14 protein-coding genes are annotated in these 17,305 nt (G+C 60.0%); 9 read left to right on the top strand and 5 right to left on the bottom strand.

The window, feature by feature from the left end:
- Position 1 precedes the first annotated feature (1 nt).
- A complete protein-coding gene (locus RHODMAR_RS01490) occupies positions 2–1,555 on the bottom strand; it encodes a sugar transferase (RefSeq protein ID WP_008710517.1) in 1,554 nt (517 codons plus the stop codon).
- Positions 1,556–1,771: 216 nt separating this feature from the next.
- On the opposite strand from RHODMAR_RS01490, the gene RHODMAR_RS01485 reads away from it, so the two are divergent.
- Complete coding sequence (locus tag RHODMAR_RS01485; RefSeq protein WP_008710515.1) at positions 1,772–2,851, top strand: cellulase family glycosylhydrolase; 1,080 nt, start codon at positions 1,772–1,774, stop codon at positions 2,849–2,851.
- On the opposite strand, the gene RHODMAR_RS01480 is transcribed toward RHODMAR_RS01485, so the two are convergent.
- The gene (locus tag RHODMAR_RS01480) at positions 2,830–3,453 is read right to left on the bottom strand and encodes a serine O-acetyltransferase (RefSeq protein WP_232433540.1); all 624 of its coding nucleotides are present in this window, start codon (positions 3,451–3,453) and stop codon (positions 2,830–2,832) included. The genes RHODMAR_RS01485 and RHODMAR_RS01480 overlap by 22 nt on opposite strands.
- A gap of 41 nt (positions 3,454–3,494) precedes the next feature.
- Complete coding sequence (locus RHODMAR_RS01475; protein ID WP_051047707.1) at positions 3,495–4,697, bottom strand: lipase family protein; 1,203 nt, start codon at positions 4,695–4,697, stop codon at positions 3,495–3,497.
- Between the two features lie 511 nt (positions 4,698–5,208).
- Here RHODMAR_RS01475 and RHODMAR_RS01470 point away from each other — a divergent pair.
- From RHODMAR_RS01470 to RHODMAR_RS01450, 5 genes are all read left to right on the top strand, one after another.
- A complete protein-coding gene (locus RHODMAR_RS01470; protein ID WP_008710509.1) occupies positions 5,209–6,612 on the top strand; it encodes a sugar transferase in 1,404 nt (467 codons plus the stop codon).
- Positions 6,613–6,789: 177 nt separating this feature from the next.
- Complete coding sequence (locus RHODMAR_RS01465) at positions 6,790–8,109, top strand: UDP-glucose dehydrogenase family protein (RefSeq protein WP_008710507.1); 1,320 nt, start codon at positions 6,790–6,792, stop codon at positions 8,107–8,109.
- Positions 8,110–8,606: 497 nt separating this feature from the next.
- Positions 8,607–10,052, top strand: coding sequence for a sugar transferase (locus tag RHODMAR_RS01460; RefSeq protein ID WP_232433544.1), 1,446 nt, complete (start codon positions 8,607–8,609; stop codon positions 10,050–10,052).
- A gap of 123 nt (positions 10,053–10,175) precedes the next feature.
- Positions 10,176–11,198, top strand: coding sequence for a GDP-mannose 4,6-dehydratase (gene gmd / locus RHODMAR_RS01455; protein WP_008710503.1), 1,023 nt, complete (start codon positions 10,176–10,178; stop codon positions 11,196–11,198).
- Positions 11,199–11,203: 5 nt separating this feature from the next.
- Positions 11,204–12,190: a GDP-L-fucose synthase family protein gene (locus RHODMAR_RS01450; protein WP_042937555.1), complete on the top strand. Its 987-nt coding sequence runs from the start codon at positions 11,204–11,206 to the stop codon at positions 12,188–12,190.
- A 64-nt stretch (positions 12,191–12,254) separates the two neighbouring features.
- On the opposite strand, the gene RHODMAR_RS01445 is transcribed toward RHODMAR_RS01450, so the two are convergent.
- Complete coding sequence (locus tag RHODMAR_RS01445) at positions 12,255–12,797, bottom strand: YdcF family protein (protein ID WP_042937514.1); 543 nt, start codon at positions 12,795–12,797, stop codon at positions 12,255–12,257.
- Positions 12,798–12,918: 121 nt separating this feature from the next.
- On the opposite strand from RHODMAR_RS01445, the gene RHODMAR_RS01440 reads away from it, so the two are divergent.
- Entirely contained in the window at positions 12,919–13,881 is a 963-nt protein-coding gene (locus RHODMAR_RS01440; protein ID WP_157225944.1) for a nucleotidyltransferase family protein, read from the top strand.
- Positions 13,882–13,923: 42 nt separating this feature from the next.
- A complete protein-coding gene (locus tag RHODMAR_RS01435; protein WP_008710495.1) occupies positions 13,924–15,702 on the top strand; it encodes an ABC transporter ATP-binding protein in 1,779 nt (592 codons plus the stop codon).
- A 12-nt stretch (positions 15,703–15,714) separates the two neighbouring features.
- Here the strand turns inward: RHODMAR_RS01435 and RHODMAR_RS01430 are convergent, their stop codons facing one another.
- On the bottom strand, positions 15,715–15,969 hold the full coding sequence (locus tag RHODMAR_RS01430; RefSeq protein WP_157225943.1) for a PqqD family protein: 255 nt from the start codon (positions 15,967–15,969) through the stop codon (positions 15,715–15,717).
- A gap of 100 nt (positions 15,970–16,069) precedes the next feature.
- On the opposite strand from RHODMAR_RS01430, the gene RHODMAR_RS01425 reads away from it, so the two are divergent.
- Positions 16,070–17,269 (top strand): asparagine synthase-related protein, encoded by a 1,200-nt coding sequence (locus RHODMAR_RS01425; protein WP_008710493.1) that lies wholly within the window; start codon positions 16,070–16,072, stop codon positions 17,267–17,269.
- Positions 17,270–17,305: the final 36 nt, after the last annotated feature.

The raw sequence follows: 17,305 nt of genomic DNA, 5'->3' as shown, positions 1-17,305 counted from the left end.
GTCAGTATGCGCCGTCCGATTTGAGCACTGCAGCAGCGGTCCGCCAGATGATCACGAGGTCCTGAACGACGGACCAGTTGTCGACGTAGTAATGGTCCAGGCGAATTCGCTCCGACTCGGCTACATCCGACCGACCCGAAACCTGCCACAGCCCGGTGACACCGGGCTTGACGAGGCCGCGGCGCTCGATGAAGTTCTCCACGTCCGCACCTTCGCCCGGAACCAGCGGGCGGGGGCCGACGATGCTCATCTCGCCGGCCAGCACGTTGAACAGCTGCGGAAGTTCGTCGATGCTCAGCTTGCGTAGCACCCGGCCGGTTTTGGTGATCCGACTGTCGGTGGCCGACTTGTAGAAAACCGAGGTCTGCTGATCCGCGTCCTGTCGTGCATCGGCGATGGCCGAGTCTGCATCGACCACCATGGTTCGCAGTTTCCAGATGCGGAACCTCTCGCCCTGCAGGCCCACTCGCTCCTGGCGATAGAAGATCGGCCCTCGGTCGCCGACCTTGATGGCGATGGCGGCTGCGGCCAACACGGGAAACAGCACGATCAGCGCGACAGAGGCGAGGACGAAGTCGAATACCGTCTTGCTTCGCCTGGTCGCACCGTCGTACTTCGGGCGGTCGACGTGCAGCAGTGGCAGGTTGTCGATGGGTCGGATCTTGAGCCGAGGCCCGGCGATGTCTGCCACTCCGGGAGCGACCACCAGATCGATCCTGTGCTTGTCGAGCTTCCACGCCAGATCACGCATCCGCTCGTAGCCGAGATGCTCGACGGCTGCGACGGCGACCGTTGTTGCGGACGTCTTCCGGAGTGCGTTGTCGATCGCGGTTTCGTCACCGAGAATCTCGATGGTTCGGCCGTTCGCGTCGACTGTTGCTCCGGCGGCACCGATGTACCCGGGGATGCACGCACCGATCACGCGGTAGCCGGCGTCGGCCGCGTTGTCGAAGTTGCCCGAAATTCTCTTGATCGACGTGACGTTGCCGATCACGATGACCTCACTGAGATAGCTCCCGGCCGAACGCTTCCGGGCGAGGTTCCGTCGCCAGAAGCGGCGTCCGGCCAAGAGACCGATGAGGCCGATCGGCAGCGCGATGGCCAGGTAGCCGCGGGCGATGCCGGACTGGACGAGAAGGTCTGCGACGGCGATGCCGCCGAACAGCCATCCGGTGGCCGAAACGACTCGTCGGTACTCGTCCGCACCGTTGCCGATCAGTTGTGGGTCCCTGGACTGAACGAAGCCGAGCGAAAGCAGCCAGACGATTCCGAGGGCGGCGGAAAAGGCCGTGAAGAAGATCAATGCGCTGAGGGTCTCGGGCGAGTCGGTTGCGGGGGCACCGAATCTGATCAGTTGTGCGCTGACGAGCGCGGCGACGATGACGGCGGCGTCGGTCAGCAGAACCTTGCGTCGGTAGCTGCGCTGCCACTCGGTCCGTTTTGCCGGGACGTAAGCTTCTTCGGAGGACGAGATCAGCGTGGGAAGGTCCGCCGAATCAGAGGTCGACTTAACCGGGTTGTAACCTGATGCGAGTTTGCCGAGGGCGACATTCATGTGCGATCTCCGTGTCTGGCAGTGCTACGAAACAGACTGAGCTTTACAACGAACTGGTAAGAACCGACCGAATGTGATTTCCCCGAGCGCTGCTAAGTATTCGCAGGAGGACGCGAAAGCGTTACTGGGCGCACACGATTTGTGTCAGGTATCACCGAAAGATGAGTAGGACGTGACTGAATGCAGGCCGTGAGACGCCGGCGGTGCCGAACATTGATGGCATCGATCGGGTTGACGTCGCTGCTGTTGACTGCGTGTTCGTCGGCCGATCACGCGGCCGACGAAGAGGTAGCACCTACTCCGACGGCAGCTGCGACGGCTGACGGATGCCAGCCGTCGGTCGGACATCTCGGCCTGACAGCGGTGACTGCGTCGGACTCGAAAGGCCTGCTGACGAAACAGAGTTCGCTGATATCTCAGTACGGATTCGGCGCGGTCAGACTCACAATTCATTGGCCCGTCATCGAACCGTATCCCGGTGTTTACGATTGGGTTTCTACCGACGCGCAGGTCGAGGCGTTTTCCGACGCCGGTCTCGACATTCTGGGAGTTGCGACGTGGGCACCGTGGTGGGACGTCGACCCGGCCAACAGAAATGTCATGCACCCGAAGCCGTCCGATCCACAAAAGTTCTCTGAGTTCGCAAAATTGGCAGCAAACCGCTACAAAGACCGAATTCGAACGTGGGAAATTTGGAATGAGCCCAATACTGGTGCCACATTCGGACCCGGCGTGGATTTACAGACCTATGTTCCGATGCTGAAGCAGTCCTACGAGAAAATCAAAAGTATCGACCCGTCGATCGAGGTTTTGACCGGAGGCACGTCGCCCACCATCGACAACGAGACGGATCTGAGCCCGGCGAGCTTCGTCAAGGGCCTGTATGCGGCCGGCGCAGGGCCCTTCTTCGACGCCATCGCGATGCATCCCTATAGTGCCCCCGATCGTCTGAGCGAGGCATCGGCGCAGTCGTACAGCTCCAACACGGCGATCGCGCGAATCCGCGAGACGATGGTGGTCAACGGTGACCGTGACAAGAAGATCTGGTTCACCGAGTTCGGGGCAGCCTCCGGCACGGGACCGGAGAGCGTCTCCGAGGACAAGCAGGCCGAGCTGTTGGTGGACGGCATCGACTACCTGCGGAGAATGTCCTACTGCGGCGGGATCTTCCTGTTCGACTTCCGTGACTACGACACCGGCAACGCAGTGGACGAGCTCAACGCTGGTTTGGTTCGGTCGGACTTCAGCCCCAAGCCCGCGCTCGATGCCGTGATTCAGGCCGGCGGTTCCAACTGAGCGCGACGGGTGGCCTTCGCGTGTTCGAGAGTCATGGCCGGCGGTGACACCATGACGGTTCCCGGCGCTACGTCGTGCAGAATCGTGGCGTTCGCGCCGATGGTCACGTCGTTGCCGATGGTGATCGGGCCCAGTACCGCGGCGCCCGCGCCCACGCGGACGTTGTCGCCGATGACCGGGCGGCCCTTGGCCGTGTAGCCGAGGCTCACGTGCTGATTGATCCAGCAGTTCTTACCGATGTGTTCTGCGGTGATGATCGAGCCCAGGCCGTGCTGGATGAACAGTCCGGGGCCGATGGATCCTGCTTCGAGCGTCAGGGTGGACAGTCCCGGATAGAGCTTCTTCAGTACTAACCGTTGAACCATCCCGATGTGCCTGATGCGGTAGTGCACAAGGGTTCTGAACTCGGGCAGCGCGCCGGCGATGTAGGCGAATCGTCGGTAGGGATCGAGTGCGCTGATGGCCTCGACTTCGAGACATTCGGCCCATTTGGCCACGTCCGCTGCGATGTCGTCGGCCACACCTGCCCGGTGCACTGCCTTCCAGAGTGGATATGCCCAGACGGCCGCTGCAGAGGTGAGGAGGGATGTCTTGTCGGTCACCCGATCCACTGTAGGTGCAAGCGCCGTCAGCGTCTCATCGATCAGGGGCACTCGTTGGGTGCATCATTGCCCGAGAACCGCTCGAGCATCCACTGGTACATCTCGTCGCCTGCGTCGGCGTCGACGTGGCCTTGACCGGCCATCTCGCGGTGCACGATTCGGTCGCCGATGCGGCATCCGGCGTCGACGGCCTTGGAAACCCATGCGGGCAGGATCAATTCGTCGTCGGATCCGTTGATCACCAGCATCGGTGCCGGTGCTCGTCGCTGGGGGAGTGAGGCCTCGGTGAGCCACTCGGTGAGTCGATCGGTCGCCTCGTCCGATGCCGGCTGCACCTGTGATGCGTCGAGTTGGGTGGACAGGGCCGCTTTCTCGGTGTCGGGAAGTGCACACGACGTCAGGCCGGTCAGCTCACCTGCGGCAGCACCCCGCAGGTAGTCGCTCTGCTCGAGATCGGGGTGAACCACCGAAAGGCCGTCGATGATCAGCGGCATGAAGGCGGTTTGCGCACCGGTCAACGTCTCGTTTCGAGCGGCCTCGGCAAAGCCGGTGATATCGGCTGCAGGCGAGGTGGACACGCTGCCGACGAGGTTCAGGCCCGACCCGTAGTCTGCGCTGTATTCGTTTGCGGCCCAAGATGCTTGGCCACCCTGCGATCCGCCGACGGCCATCCATTTGTCGGAGGTGTCCGGGTATTGGTTACGCACTGCTCGCACGGCGTCGATCATGTTGAATCCGGCGGTCCGTGGCTCGAGGTAGGGGTGCTCGCCCGGCCAGCCCAAACCCTGAAAGTCGGTCATCGTCACGACGAACCCGGCCTCGGCGATGGCGGCGAGGGTGGGTGCGTAGCCCCGCAGATCCGGGCTGAGCGACGGCCCGCAGTCCTGGCCGAGTCCGGTGGTGGGGTGCCCGTACGAGATGACGGGCCAGCCGCCGGCCGGCGCGTCTCCGCGCGGCCGGTACACCGTCGACGCCACTTCCGATGCCTGACCGTCGTATGCGGAGACAGACCGATAGATGACGGTGCGCGCCTCGCCGAGCTTGTCTGCGAGAGCGGGATCCAGGCCTTCGACCGGGGTAGATTGGACGATGGTTCCACGTAGGTCGAGTACCGACGGGGCAATATCGGGAAGCGGGGTATCGAGCACTGCCACCGCGCGCGGTGTCTCCTGGGAGCAACCAGCGAGCGTCAGGATGCCGACTACGGCAATGGTTCCGACGCGACAAGCAGACGAGGCGAACATGTGTGCAAGGTTAGCGTGCGCACCGGATACCTCCGAGACGACCGAGGCCGGACGGGGTCGATGCCGGAAGGAGCGCTACCTCAGTGTCCTGCGTTCGACTGACAACCGTTGACACTCGGTCGTTCCAACGGCACTAATGGAAACATGCATGCACGTCCACTTTCGAGTCGTTTCCAGCCGCGGTATCGGGCTCGATCGACAATATCCTCTAGACCAGTCGGTTTGAGGACGGACGTAGTTCCACGGTCGACCCAGGTGGTCCGGCCATGCGGATTGTCGCGGTTGGACATAGTGTTGCACCAGAAAACGATCATCGGTGGCTGGTTTACGCCGTTGCAAGCACACCGGGGTGGAGCAGGGCAACGCCGTGCATCGTTGCGGACTATTGAGCGCGTACCGGGGGGAAGCAGTGTCGGTCAGTGATGTGGAATCCCAGAGTGCGGGATCCTGGCGGGCGGGTTCGCAGACCTTGCCCCGGCTTGCATCGCGCCGCGATTGGGAGGCTCGCTACATGGAGGGCCTGCGCGTTACCGACACGATTGTCGTTCTAGGGGCCGTGACAGTCGCGCAGGTCATCAGGTTCGGAGAGGTCAACTTTCGCGAGCCCTGGTCGGTAGCGAGCTATGTGGGCGTTTCTGGGGTGCTCGCAGTTCTGTGGCTGACGTTCCTGGTCATCTTTCGCACCAGATCTCCTCGCGTCATCGGGAACGGGTCCGAGGAATACCGACGGATCATCTCGGCCGCTTTCAAGCTTTTCGGCACAGTCGCGATCGTATCGCTGTTGTTCCGACTCGATATCGCTCGGCTCTATCTGGCCATCGCGCTGCCGACCGGGCTGATGGGCTTGCTGCTGAGCCGTTGGATGTGGCGAAAGTTGCTGGCTCGCAATCGTTCTCGCGGTGAATGTCAGACAGCCGTCCTGATCGTGGGGAGCCGTAGTTCGGCATTGTCCATGGCAAGGTCGTTCGAGCGGTCGCCGGAGGCCGGGTACAGAGTGGTCGGCATGTGTCTGCCCAATTACGAACCGGACCAGAACACCACGGTCACGGTCGAAGGTACCGAGATTCCCGTGTTGGGTGACGAGCACTGCGTCGTCGAGGCCATCGAGATGTCCGGTGCCGACACCGTGGCTGTGACGGCAACCGAACATATCGGCCACCACGGTCTGCGAAAGATGGTGTGGGATCTGGAGAAGAAGAATGTGGACCTTGTCGTGTCGCCCGGCGTCGTGGATGTAGCCGGTCCTCGTCTGGTGATGCGCCCGGTGGCTAATTTCCCGCTGATCCACGTCGAGAAGCCGCAGTACAACGGCGCGAAGCGATTCGGCAAAACTGCATTCGACCTGTTGTTCGCGGCCACGGTGTTGCTGCTGATCTCGCCGGTCCTGATCACGCTCGCAGTGATCATCAAGCTCACCAGCAAGGGGCGAGTCTTCTACAGCTCCGAGCGAATGGGTATCGACGGCAAGCCTTTCCAGATGATCAAGTTTCGTAGCATGGTGCAGGATGCGGACAAGCGCGTCCAGGAGCTGGCCGGCCTCAATGAGGGAGCGGGCGGTGTGCTGTTCAAGATGCGCGACGACCCGAGAGTCACTCGAGTGGGAAAAGTGATGCGTAAGTTCAGCCTCGACGAGCTGCCGCAGTTCGTCAATGTGCTCAAGCGTGAGATGAGTGTGGTGGGCCCCCGGCCGCCTTTGCGCAGTGAAGTGGAGACGTACGACGGTGAGGTGCGTCGTCGACTGCTAGTCAAGCCGGGAATCACCGGGCTCTGGCAGGTGAGCGGCCGGTCGGATCTGTCATGGGAGGAGAGTGTGCGCCTCGATCTCTCTTATGTCGAAAATTGGTCTATGACAGGCGATTTGCTCATCGTAGCGAAAACGGCAGTGGCCGTGGTCAAGAGTGACGGAGCCTATTGAGGCTGCGTGCTCCTGGGGTAACGGCTTGCCGTTTGCGGTTTCGGCCGCCGGGTAACCAACCGATGCTCATTTTCCATTCAGCCGGCGTTACCCGTTCGTTGGCCTGGAGCGCTCAATGTCGACTCGGTATCGCGGCGCTGTCGCGGTTGCCGATGACACCAAGGAGACTGGCCGAGTATGCGTATAACAGTGTTCGGAACCGGATACCTCGGCGCAACGCACGCGGCCTGTATGGCGGAACTGGGTCACGATGTACTCGGAGTCGATGTAGACGAAGCCAAGCTGCGCAAGCTCGAGGCCGGCGAAGTCCCGTTCTGGGAACCTGGGCTGCGGGAGGTGCTTCAACGCAATACGGCGGCCGGGCGCCTGCGTTTCACGTCCTCGTACGAAGAGGCAGCCGAGTTTGCCGAAGTTCATTTCCTGGGTGTCGGCACCCCTCAGAAGAGGGGAGAGTACGCAGCAGACATGAAGTACGTCGACCAGGTAGTCGAGACGCTTGCTCCCCTGCTGACCAAGCCGGCAGTGATATTCGGAAAGTCGACTGTTCCCGTGGGCACGGCCGAGCGGCTCGGCAGAGTGGCTCGCGGACTCGCGCCCGCTGGGGACGACGTCGAGGTTGCTTGGAACCCGGAGTTCCTACGTGAAGGCTATGCCGTCAAAGACACATTGCGGCCGGATAGGCTCGTACTCGGAATCGACCGTGCCAAGCCCGGTCGCGCTGAGGAGCTCGCCCGTAAGGTCTACGCGCAGCTGCTCGACGAGAAGATCCCGTTTCTGGTGACGGACCTGGCTACGGCCGAGCTTGTCAAGGCATCCGCGAACGCGTTCTTGGCCACGAAGATCTCGTTCATCAACGCTATTTCCGAGGTGTGTGAGGCCGCCGGAGCGGATGTCACCGTGCTCGCCGACGCCATCGGCCACGACGAACGCATCGGCCGCAAGTTCCTCAATGCCGGTATCGGCTTCGGCGGCGGTTGCCTGCCCAAGGACATCAGGGCGTTCATGGCCAGGGCCGGTGAACTCGGTGCCGACCAAGCTTTGACGTTCCTGCGCGAGGTCGACAACATCAACATGCGACGCCGCACCCGCATGGTGGAGCTGGCGCGCGAGGCATGCGGGTCGCTCCTCGGTGCCCGGGTCGCCGTGCTCGGCGCAGCGTTCAAGCCCGATTCCGACGATGTCCGTGATTCACCGGCACTGAACGTGGCCGGGCAGATCCAGCTGCAGGGTGCGGCGGTCAACGTGTACGACCCCAAGGCGATGGAGAACTCTCGTGCTCTCTTCCCTACTCTCAACTACAGTAATTCCGCTCTCGGGGCGTGCGAAGGCGCCGACGTGGTGCTGGTGCTGACGGAGTGGAAAGAATTCAAGGCGTTGGAGCCGGAGATGCTGGATTCGGTGGTGCGCGTCAAGAAGCTCATCGACGGCCGAAACTGCTTGGATCCCATACAGTGGCGGGAAGCTGGCTGGACCTATCGAGGTTTGGGCAGACCCTGAGAATTGCCGCGGTTCGTAGGCCAATTACAGCGTCATTCACTCGGATGAATATCGCATTGTAATTCGCGGCCCGGTGTAGCAACGCCGTCGTTGGCGCATCGAACTCGACGTGGCAGCCACGCTTTCGAGCAATCTTTCAGCGACTGGCGAGATATCACAAAATCGTCCAATTGTGCTCCTCTGCAATGGATTTCGGATTCAACGCCACGATTCATGGACAGTCCGGCTTCTGTGCTGTCGCGAATCCGTTGTGATTTCGGGGTCGGGGCGGATTAGCTGTGATCTGAATCGCCTGCCCTGTCGACGTCGCACCGACGTGAGAAGATCGGGGCAAACGCGTGCCCGACGTATGTTCGTCTTTCGGGTCGGGCGGTCGTTCGGAGCCTCTAACGGAGTGGGGCTGGCAAATCTGGTACGGGGGAGGAGGGTGTGTGGCTATAGTTGGGTCGGCACAACGATCTACGGGGAGATCGCCCTCGTGGTCCCGGAGGTCGAACATCCGAACTCTCACAGCACGTCACATATGGGAAGCTCAGTACATTGCTCAGCTGCGTGTGACCGATGTACTGGCGGTCGTTTTTGCCGTTGCGCTGGCTCAACTTGTACGGTTCGGGATCGTCGAGGAGTCTGGGCTCTCAGGAACGACTGTCTACACCAGCGTGTCCGTGGCGCTCGCGGGGCTATGGCTGACATTCCTCGGCATATTCCGCACTCGATCCCCGCGGGTGATCGGAAACGGGGCGGAAGAGTATCGCCGGATTGTCTCCGCGACTTTTCGGCTGTTCGGTGTAATTGCGATCGTGTCCTTGTTGTTTCGGATCGAATTCGCCCGCTTGTACCTGGCTATCGCGCTGCCGGTCGGCCTCATGGCTCTGCTTGTCAGCCGCTGGGTTTGGCGCAAGACTGTCGCGAGTTTTCGCAGCAGGGGCGACTACCAGACATCTGTTCTCATCGTCGGTAGCCGTGAGGCCGCCGTATCCATGGCTCAGTCGTTCGCGCGAGCGCCTTCAGCAGGTTATTCGGTGGTCGGAATCTGCATGCCCGGATACGAGGCACCAGCTGACGGCCGAGTACATCTCGACGATGTCGATATTCCAGTTCTAGGCGACGAGAACGATGTACTGGCGGCGATCGAAGAGTCCGGGGCGGACACCGTTGCTGTTACTGCCACCGAGCATCTGGGCAATGAAGGTATCCGCAAAATGATCTGGGACCTCGAGAAAAAACACGTCGACCTGGTGGTCGCGCCCGGAGTTGTCGACGTGGCGGGTCCCCGGTTAATCATGCGGCCCGTCGCCGGCTTCCCATTGATCCACGTGGAGAAGCCTCAGTACAACGGAGCGACTCGCTTCAGCAAGACCGCGTTCGATCTGACGTTCGCGGCAGCGGTGCTCATTCTGATTTCGCCGATCATGTTGGTAGTCGCGATCGCAGTCAAGAGCACGAGTCGCGGCCCGGTGTTCTACAGATCCGAGCGGATGGGCATCGATGGCAAGCCGTTTTCGATGATCAAGTTCCGCAGTATGACTGTCGACGCGGATAAGCAGGTCGCCCACCTGCTCGATCAAAACGAAGGTGCCGGCGGGATTCTGTTCAAGATGCGTGACGATCCCCGTGTGACGTCCGTCGGCAAGATCTTGCGGCGGTTCAGTCTCGACGAACTTCCGCAGTTCATCAACGTTCTCAAGCGCGACATGAGCGCGGTGGGGCCGCGGCCCCCCTTGCGCCGGGAGGTCGAGACCTACGACGGTGAGGTTCGTCGGCGGTTGCTGGTCAAGCCGGGGGTCACAGGTTTGTGGCAGGTCAGTGGGAGATCCGATCTGTCGTGGGAAGAGGCTGTCCGACTGGATCTTTCCTACGTCGAGAATTGGTCGATGGTGGGCGATCTGCTGATCATCGCCAAGACGTTGAAGGCGGTTGCCGGAAGCGACGGGGCGTATTGAGCAACAGCGTGCCGAACCGCAGCACCGGGGTCCATCAGGTGCGGTGGCACCGAAAACTGGTTGAATTGCACCCAGCTCATTGCATATCGGAATCAGGCACTGATCCTAGAAAGAGTGGAAACGATGAAACGCGCGTTGATTACCGGCATCACCGGCCAGGACGGTTCATATCTTGCGGAGTTGCTGCTCAACAAGGGTTACGAGGTGCACGGCCTGATTCGTCGGTCGTCGACGTTCAACACGTCCCGCATCGAGCACCTGTACCAGGACCCGCACGAGACGGACGCCAAGCTTTTCCTGCATTACGGCGACTTGAGTGACGGCGCTCGTCTGGTCACCCTCCTCACCGAGATCCAGCCGGATGAGGTCTACAACCTGGGTGCTCAGTCGCACGTCCGGGTGAGCTTCGACGAGCCGGAACACACCGGCAACACCACGGGCATCGGTTCCATCCGACTGCTGGAGGCAGTGCGCTTGGCGGGCCTGCAGTGCCGCTTCTATCAGGCGTCGAGCTCCGAAATGTTCGGGGCAACTCCGCCGCCTCAGAACGAAGAGACTCCGTTCTACCCACGCTCCCCATACGGCGCGGCGAAGGTCTACGCCTACTGGGTCACCAAGAACTACCGCGAGGCGTACGGCATCTTCGCCGTCAATGGCATCCTCTTCAATCACGAGTCACCGCGACGCGGCGAAACCTTCGTTACCCGCAAGATCACGCGTGCCGTAGCACGCATCAAGGCGGGGCTCGAGCAGAACGTCTACATGGGCAACCTGGACGCCATCCGAGACTGGGGCTACGCACCCGAGTACGTGGAGGGCATGTGGCGCATGCTGCAGGCCGACGAGCCGGACGACTTCGTTCTCGCGACCGGCGGCAACTTCTCCGTGAAGGACTTCCTGGTAGTTGCATTCGAGCGGGCCGGCCTGGACTGGGAGAAGCACGTCAAGTTCGACGAGCGGTATCTCCGACCCACCGAGGTCGACGCACTCGTCGGTGACGCCAGCAAGGCTGAGGAGAAGCTCGGCTGGAAGGCTACGGTGCACACCCCGGAACTGGCGAAGATCATGGTGGATGCCGACATCGCAGCACTCGAGCACGAGGGTCGCCCGTGGATCGACCGCCCGTCGCTGCCGGATTGGGCGTGAATTCCATGACAGCAGGTGAATCGACCGGACCCGACTACACGCCAGGTCCGCTCGATCGTGACGCTCCACTCTATGTGGCGGGGCACCGCGGTCTGGTGGGCTCGGCTATCTGGCGTCAGCTCGAAGCGTCGGGATTCAGTGACTTGATCGGTCGATCGTCGTCGGAGCTGGATCTCAAGGACCGTGATGCAGTCTTCACGTTCTTCGAGGCGACCAAGCCGAAGACAGTGGTGTTGGCTGCAGCCAAGGTGGGCGGCATCCTGGCCAACAGCACGTACCCGGTCGACTTCCTCTCGGACAATCTGAGAATTCAGGTGAACGTGCTGGATGCTGCTCTCGCACAGAACGTTCAGCGAGTGTTGTTCCTCGGGTCTTCGTGCATCTATCCCAAGCTGGCTCCTCAGCCGATCAAGGAGGAGTACCTCCTCACCGGGCACCTCGAGCCGACCAACGATGCGTACGCCATCGCCAAGATCGCAGGCATCCTGCAGATTCAGTCGGTACGCAAGCAGTACGGCTTGCCGTGGATTTCGGCGATGCCGACCAATTTGTACGGCCCGGGCGACAACTTTTCACCGAAGGGTTCGCACGTCCTGCCTGCTCTCATCCGTCGTTACGACGAGGCTCGCCGCGACGGCATCGAGACGGTGACCAACTGGGGCAGTGGCTCCCCGCGACGAGAGTTCTTGCACGTCGACGATATGGCAGCTGCGTGTATCCATTTGCTGGAGCACTATGACGGTCCCGATCAAGTGAATGTCGGTACCGGCGAGGACGCGACGATCAAGGAGATCGCCGGCATCGTCGCCTCGGCCGTGGGCTACGAGGGTGAAACCGAGTGGGACACATCCAAGCCGGACGGAACGCCGCAGAAACTGCTCGACGTGAACAAGCTGCGGGATGCGGGATGGAAGCCGCAGATCGACTTGGAAGCGGGAATTGCTTCAACGGTCGAGTGGTATCGAGAGCACGTCGACAGCGTCCGAACGTAGCCGAAGCAAAGGCCGGCCTCGCGGAACTCGAGACCGTGTCTGCATCTCACACGAAAGCCTTCGTTCAGCACCTTCCCTGAATGAAGGCTTTCGTGTATCCCACATACTGGTACGCGTATTCGGCAAGCCAACGGGGAATCGAATATTGGTAGGTCAGGGCGACGGGAACCATCGTCGTCGTTCCGTCGAAGCATTGGCCGAAAATGTAGCCCGCACGCGGCAAGTGATAGCGCCAGGTGATGACCAACACGTGTGTCCAACCATTCTCGCGAGACAGCTGATTCGCGTAGATGGCCTCGCCTCGCGTGGTCAGCGGGTCGGGGACAAAGCAGAGAATCCGCACTTTATCGCTCGGCTCAGGGCAACGGCTGGGCTCTCTCGAATCGCTGGCACCTTGTGGGTCCGAAACGACAACTGTGTCGGTGAGCCCCTCTGCTGCGAGGCGCAGAGCGTAGTCGATTCTGCCGTCTTGATCGCCGCCGAGAACCACAATGGCGTCCACTGCAGCCGGCTCGTCGTAGCCGGCGTTCGTAAACAAGAAATAGCCGCTGATCGAGAACGCACCTACACACAGTCCGGCCACCGCAGCCAGCCTTCTCAGCGTCATCGCCCGACAGAACTGTATAGACCTTGGCGCACCTGTCGAATCTTAGCGCCCGCCCAATCGTACTGGCCTAAGGCGCGGGGACGCACTGCGCGAGATTGTTGGGCTTACACACTAGGCTCAGTTGGGAACTGTCAAGTTTGCCAGCGGCCGCAATCAGATTGCAGGCTCTGATCAGAAAGCGCGACCGATGCAGCGAGAGCACATCATGGAGCTCGTCTACCCGCTGATTGCCGACGTCGCGGAGAAGTCAGGGCTCCGGTGTGTGTTCATCAAGGGAACGACGCTACAGGCGCAGGGTCTGCGAACAAGAGTGGCTTCGGTCGATGTGGACGTCTGGGTCGCCCCGCACGACATGCCCGCGTTCATCGTGCGGCTGGAAGCGATGGGCTTCGGCCGCCGTGACCCGGCGTTGGCACTGTGGCATTCGACGACTCTCAGGAATGACGTGATGGGCGTCGAGGTCGATGCGCACCACTACTTTCCTGGGTCGGATTTGCAGCCGCACGAGTCGTTCGAGGTGTTGTGGGCCAACACCGAACGGAGGGCAATCGGCGGTAAACACGTTGTCGTACCGAATGTTCTCGCCCACACGTTGATTGCGGCCATGCACGCCCTCCGGCCCGAGACCGGAGAAGTGTCCGCCGACCGAGAGCTGTTGCGGGCCCTCGAGTATCGGGAGCTTGTCGAAGCAACTGAAGCGCATCGAGTTCAGCCCCTATTTCTCTTGGCGGCAGAGTGGAAAGTGCTGCGGTCGACCTCCAAGTTTTTCGCGGATGTAGGGCTGGACGTCACTGCTTCTGCTGTCGAGGAACCCTCACCCGACTGGCGGATGCGCCAGGTCGCGACGACGCGCACCAGTTTCTGGTTCATCCAGATATCGACGGCACCGTGGAGTAAGAAGGCCGGCCTGCTCGCAGCCGCGCTATGGCCGAGTTCCCGCGCCATCGATTTCGGTGACCGATCGAATAGTCTGATTCGGCTGTCACCGCCGATGTCGAGACTTCGGCGAGCAGGTCGCGGAGTTGCAGACTTGCGGGCAGCTGTTCGCGATTATGCGCGGTACCGAAAGGGCACAGGGTTGTGATCAACGTGGCGTTGGCAGGATTGTGGTCGAGACGGCTGCTGTATGGGTGACTCGCGCATCAAGAAAATCGGTGGACTCCGATACATTGTCACCGCTGTGAGAACGGTCTTCGAGTCGGATCGGCGGGGTGCGTCCTTCACATTCGTGTTACAAATTTTGAGCGCTGCACTGGCGGTCCTCGTTGTATTTGCCAGCAAACTCGCTCTGGACGCTCTGCTTGCGTCAGAGACCGGCAGAGGGTTGCGATTGGTTGCTCCGCTGGTTTTGCTTGCGGTCTGTACTGCGGGTGTCTCGTCCATCGCGGCGATCCAGGTTCAGCAACAGCGAGTTCTGGGCGAACGTGTGTCTCAACGTCTGTGGTCGGATCTCCAGTCTGTGACGACTACGGTAGAACTCGAGTTGTACGAGTCACCCGACTTTCTGGGGACATTGGAACGGATTCAGCAGAACGCGCTGACGCGACCTTTGCAGACGGTGACGGCGATGTCCTCACTTTTCGGGGGCGTGATCGGAGCGGGCAGTATGTGTATCGCGCTCGCCACGATCAATCCGCTCCTCGTTGCGTTGATATTGATGTCAGGTATTCCCTCGCTGTACTTTGCCGCACGTTCCAGTAGGACGGAGTTCCAGTTCGCTACTGGAGCAAATGTGATCGACCGACGGCGTTCGTATATCCGAATGCTGATGGGGATGAAGCCGAATGCCGCAGAGTTGCGATCATTCGAAACCGCAGATTTTCTCAGTGCCCGTCAAACTGCCCTCAACACCGACTACTTCGTCAGGCTGAAGAATGCAGCTCGATCTCGACAGTTCGACGCCGTCGCGACTGCAATTATCAACAGTGTTGCTCTGGCTTTGGCGCTCGGGTACGTGTTTCTACTTGTTTCTGACGGTGACCTGAGCGTGTCTTCGGCGGCTGCAGCGGCCGTTGGGTCCAGGTTGCTGGCGTCTCAGTTTTCCACCGCGTTCTCCTCAGTTGGTACGTTGGCCGAGGCTGTTCCTTTTCTCAAGGACCATCAAGAGTTCGTGCGTGAATACTCGCGCGAGATTCCTCTCACGGTACGTCAGGACGCCCCACCTGCCGTACGCCTCGAGAACATCGCATTCATGTATCCGGAATCGAACACCGCTGCTTTACAAGACATAAACCTTGCAATTAGACCTGGTGAAGTTATCGCGTTGGTCGGTTCCAATGGATCCGGAAAGACTACGTTGGCAAAAGTGTTGGCAGGTCTCTATTCGCCACTATCTGGACGCTATTTATGGAACGGCGAGGAACTGGGGGACACTCAGATTGTCACTGCTTCTGTTGCATGTTTGTTTCAAGACTTTGTCGAGTATCATTTGAGTGTTGTCGAAAATGTAGCACTGTCAGATTTCGGTGACGCCGATTTGGATGAGAGGGTGCATTCTGTCCTGTCCAAGGCGGGTGCCACGGAGTTTGCGGCGAAGTTACCTGACGGTCTCGACACGCTACTCGGCAATATCTTCGAGCCAGGATCCGATCTATCTGGAGGCCAATGGCAACGGATTGCCATTGCGCGAACTCTGTATCGAGACGCGCCGATGGTCATTCTCGACGAGCCCAGTGCGTCTCTCGACCCACGTGCCGAATACGCCTTGTTTCAACAGATGCGCGAGACGCTATTCGGAAAAACAGCAGTATTGATTACTCATCGAATTTCGAGCGCGCGGTTGGCGGACACAATTTACGTCATGCATGAGGGTCGGATAACCGAGAGCGGGACACACGAAGATTTGATGGCGCAAGCGGGGGAGTATTCTACGCTTTTTCGTTTGCAGTCTTCCACATTCGATTGACTCTCGGTCAAACTACTCGTCGAGAAGGCCGCGATCACGCATTCCGTCCAAAAATTGTCGCACGTCGGTGGCTGCTTGTGCTTCGCCCACATCGAATTTTGCAACGAGGGCTGAGACTAGGTCCGTCTCGCTTCTGTTGTCGCTGAGGAGCCGAACAAGCTCGACGCCAGACCCTTTGATCGATATGTACGATGATTTACGCAGATCGAGAAGTACTGTCTCGTCATCCAACTGGCTGACGGCGAGATCTTGAGAGCGAAGTTGCATGGCTGACCCCATCTGATGGCGAATTCGTGTCGGTTCACGATACAGTATCTTCGGACTCGACCGGGTGTTCATCGGTAGCTACGAATGGAGATCGCAAGTTATGGATTACCTCGGTTCGACAGGCATGCTGCCGGAGTTGACCGATAGGGAAATTGCATATGGATTTCCGATCGGCATGTCAGACAGTTCGATCCAGGAGAATTCACCACCGATGCGGCGCGGGCCTTCCGATCATCCGATCCAGGTGCTTGACACGATACTGCTGAACGCCCTCACGAAGTCTCCGTGCGTTATCACATTCTCCGGTGGTCGAGACTCATCTCTACTCCTCGCCAGGGCTGCGATGGTTGCGAAGAAGCACGGATTGCCAGGGCCGGTGGCCTTGACGCATCGCTACCCCGCTGAGGACGTCGATGCCCAGGAGACGGTGTGGCAACACCGCGTTGTCGATCATCTGCGTTTGCTGGACCTCCCGGTTGAATGGATAACAAACGACGTTACGACTGAGTTCGACATACTAGGAAAGCCTCTTACTGATCTGCTCACCATGAATGGGCGTCCTTTTTTCCCGCCGGCCTCGGGCGCAAGCTTGTTCGACTACCAATTCGCCGCGGGAGGGTCTCTCGTAACCGGCGAATTCGGAGACGAATTGTTCGCGAATTCTAGATCTTACCGTTTTCGTCGCTCAATATCGGAATTGAAATATTCTGGTCGCACTTCTATGAGGCGGGTCGTGAGACCTCTTTTCCCATCCATGCGATCAATCGGTGCGGAGGAAATCGCAATGCTGACGGGCATTACCTGGCTGACGGAGGACGCACTTCACGGACTTTTCGCCTCCGTCAAGCAGGCCGCTGATGATGATTTTGGATGGAAGAGTGAAGTGCGAAGAAAGCTGAAGACGCGGGCGGTGCAAGTATCGTTGGAAACTAGAGATCGAATAGCGGGACTTTTCGACTGTATCCCCGTGGATCCGTTCCTGGATTTCCAGTTTATCGACTCGTGGTTTGGTCACATCGACTATTTCGGTATATCGCGTAGCCAAAGTATGCGCCTGTTGTCTGACGGAATGTTGCCAGATAGCGTTATTGATCGAGAGAGTAAAGCGTTCTTCAACCGATCGAGGTTCGGTGAGGACACAAAAAGCTTTGCTGCTAAGTGGGATGGAGCGGGGATTGAGTCTCCGGACGTCGACGTGTCCCGGTTACGTGACGCCTGGATGCAGAACCTGGTAACACTGCAATCAGCAATGCTGTTGCAGCAAGCGTGGCTGAGTGATGGCCACAACTCCGTACGTTGAGCGAAACCGGGTTCTCGGTGGTTGAGCAGTTAAGCG

It is taken from the genome of Rhodococcus sp. AW25M09 (assembly GCF_000333955.1).
In the GTDB taxonomy this organism is placed as follows: Bacteria; Actinomycetota; Actinomycetes; order Mycobacteriales; family Mycobacteriaceae; genus Rhodococcoides.
The sequence above is the reverse complement of the archived record's forward strand: the minus strand, read 5'-3'. Positions and strand labels throughout refer to the sequence as shown.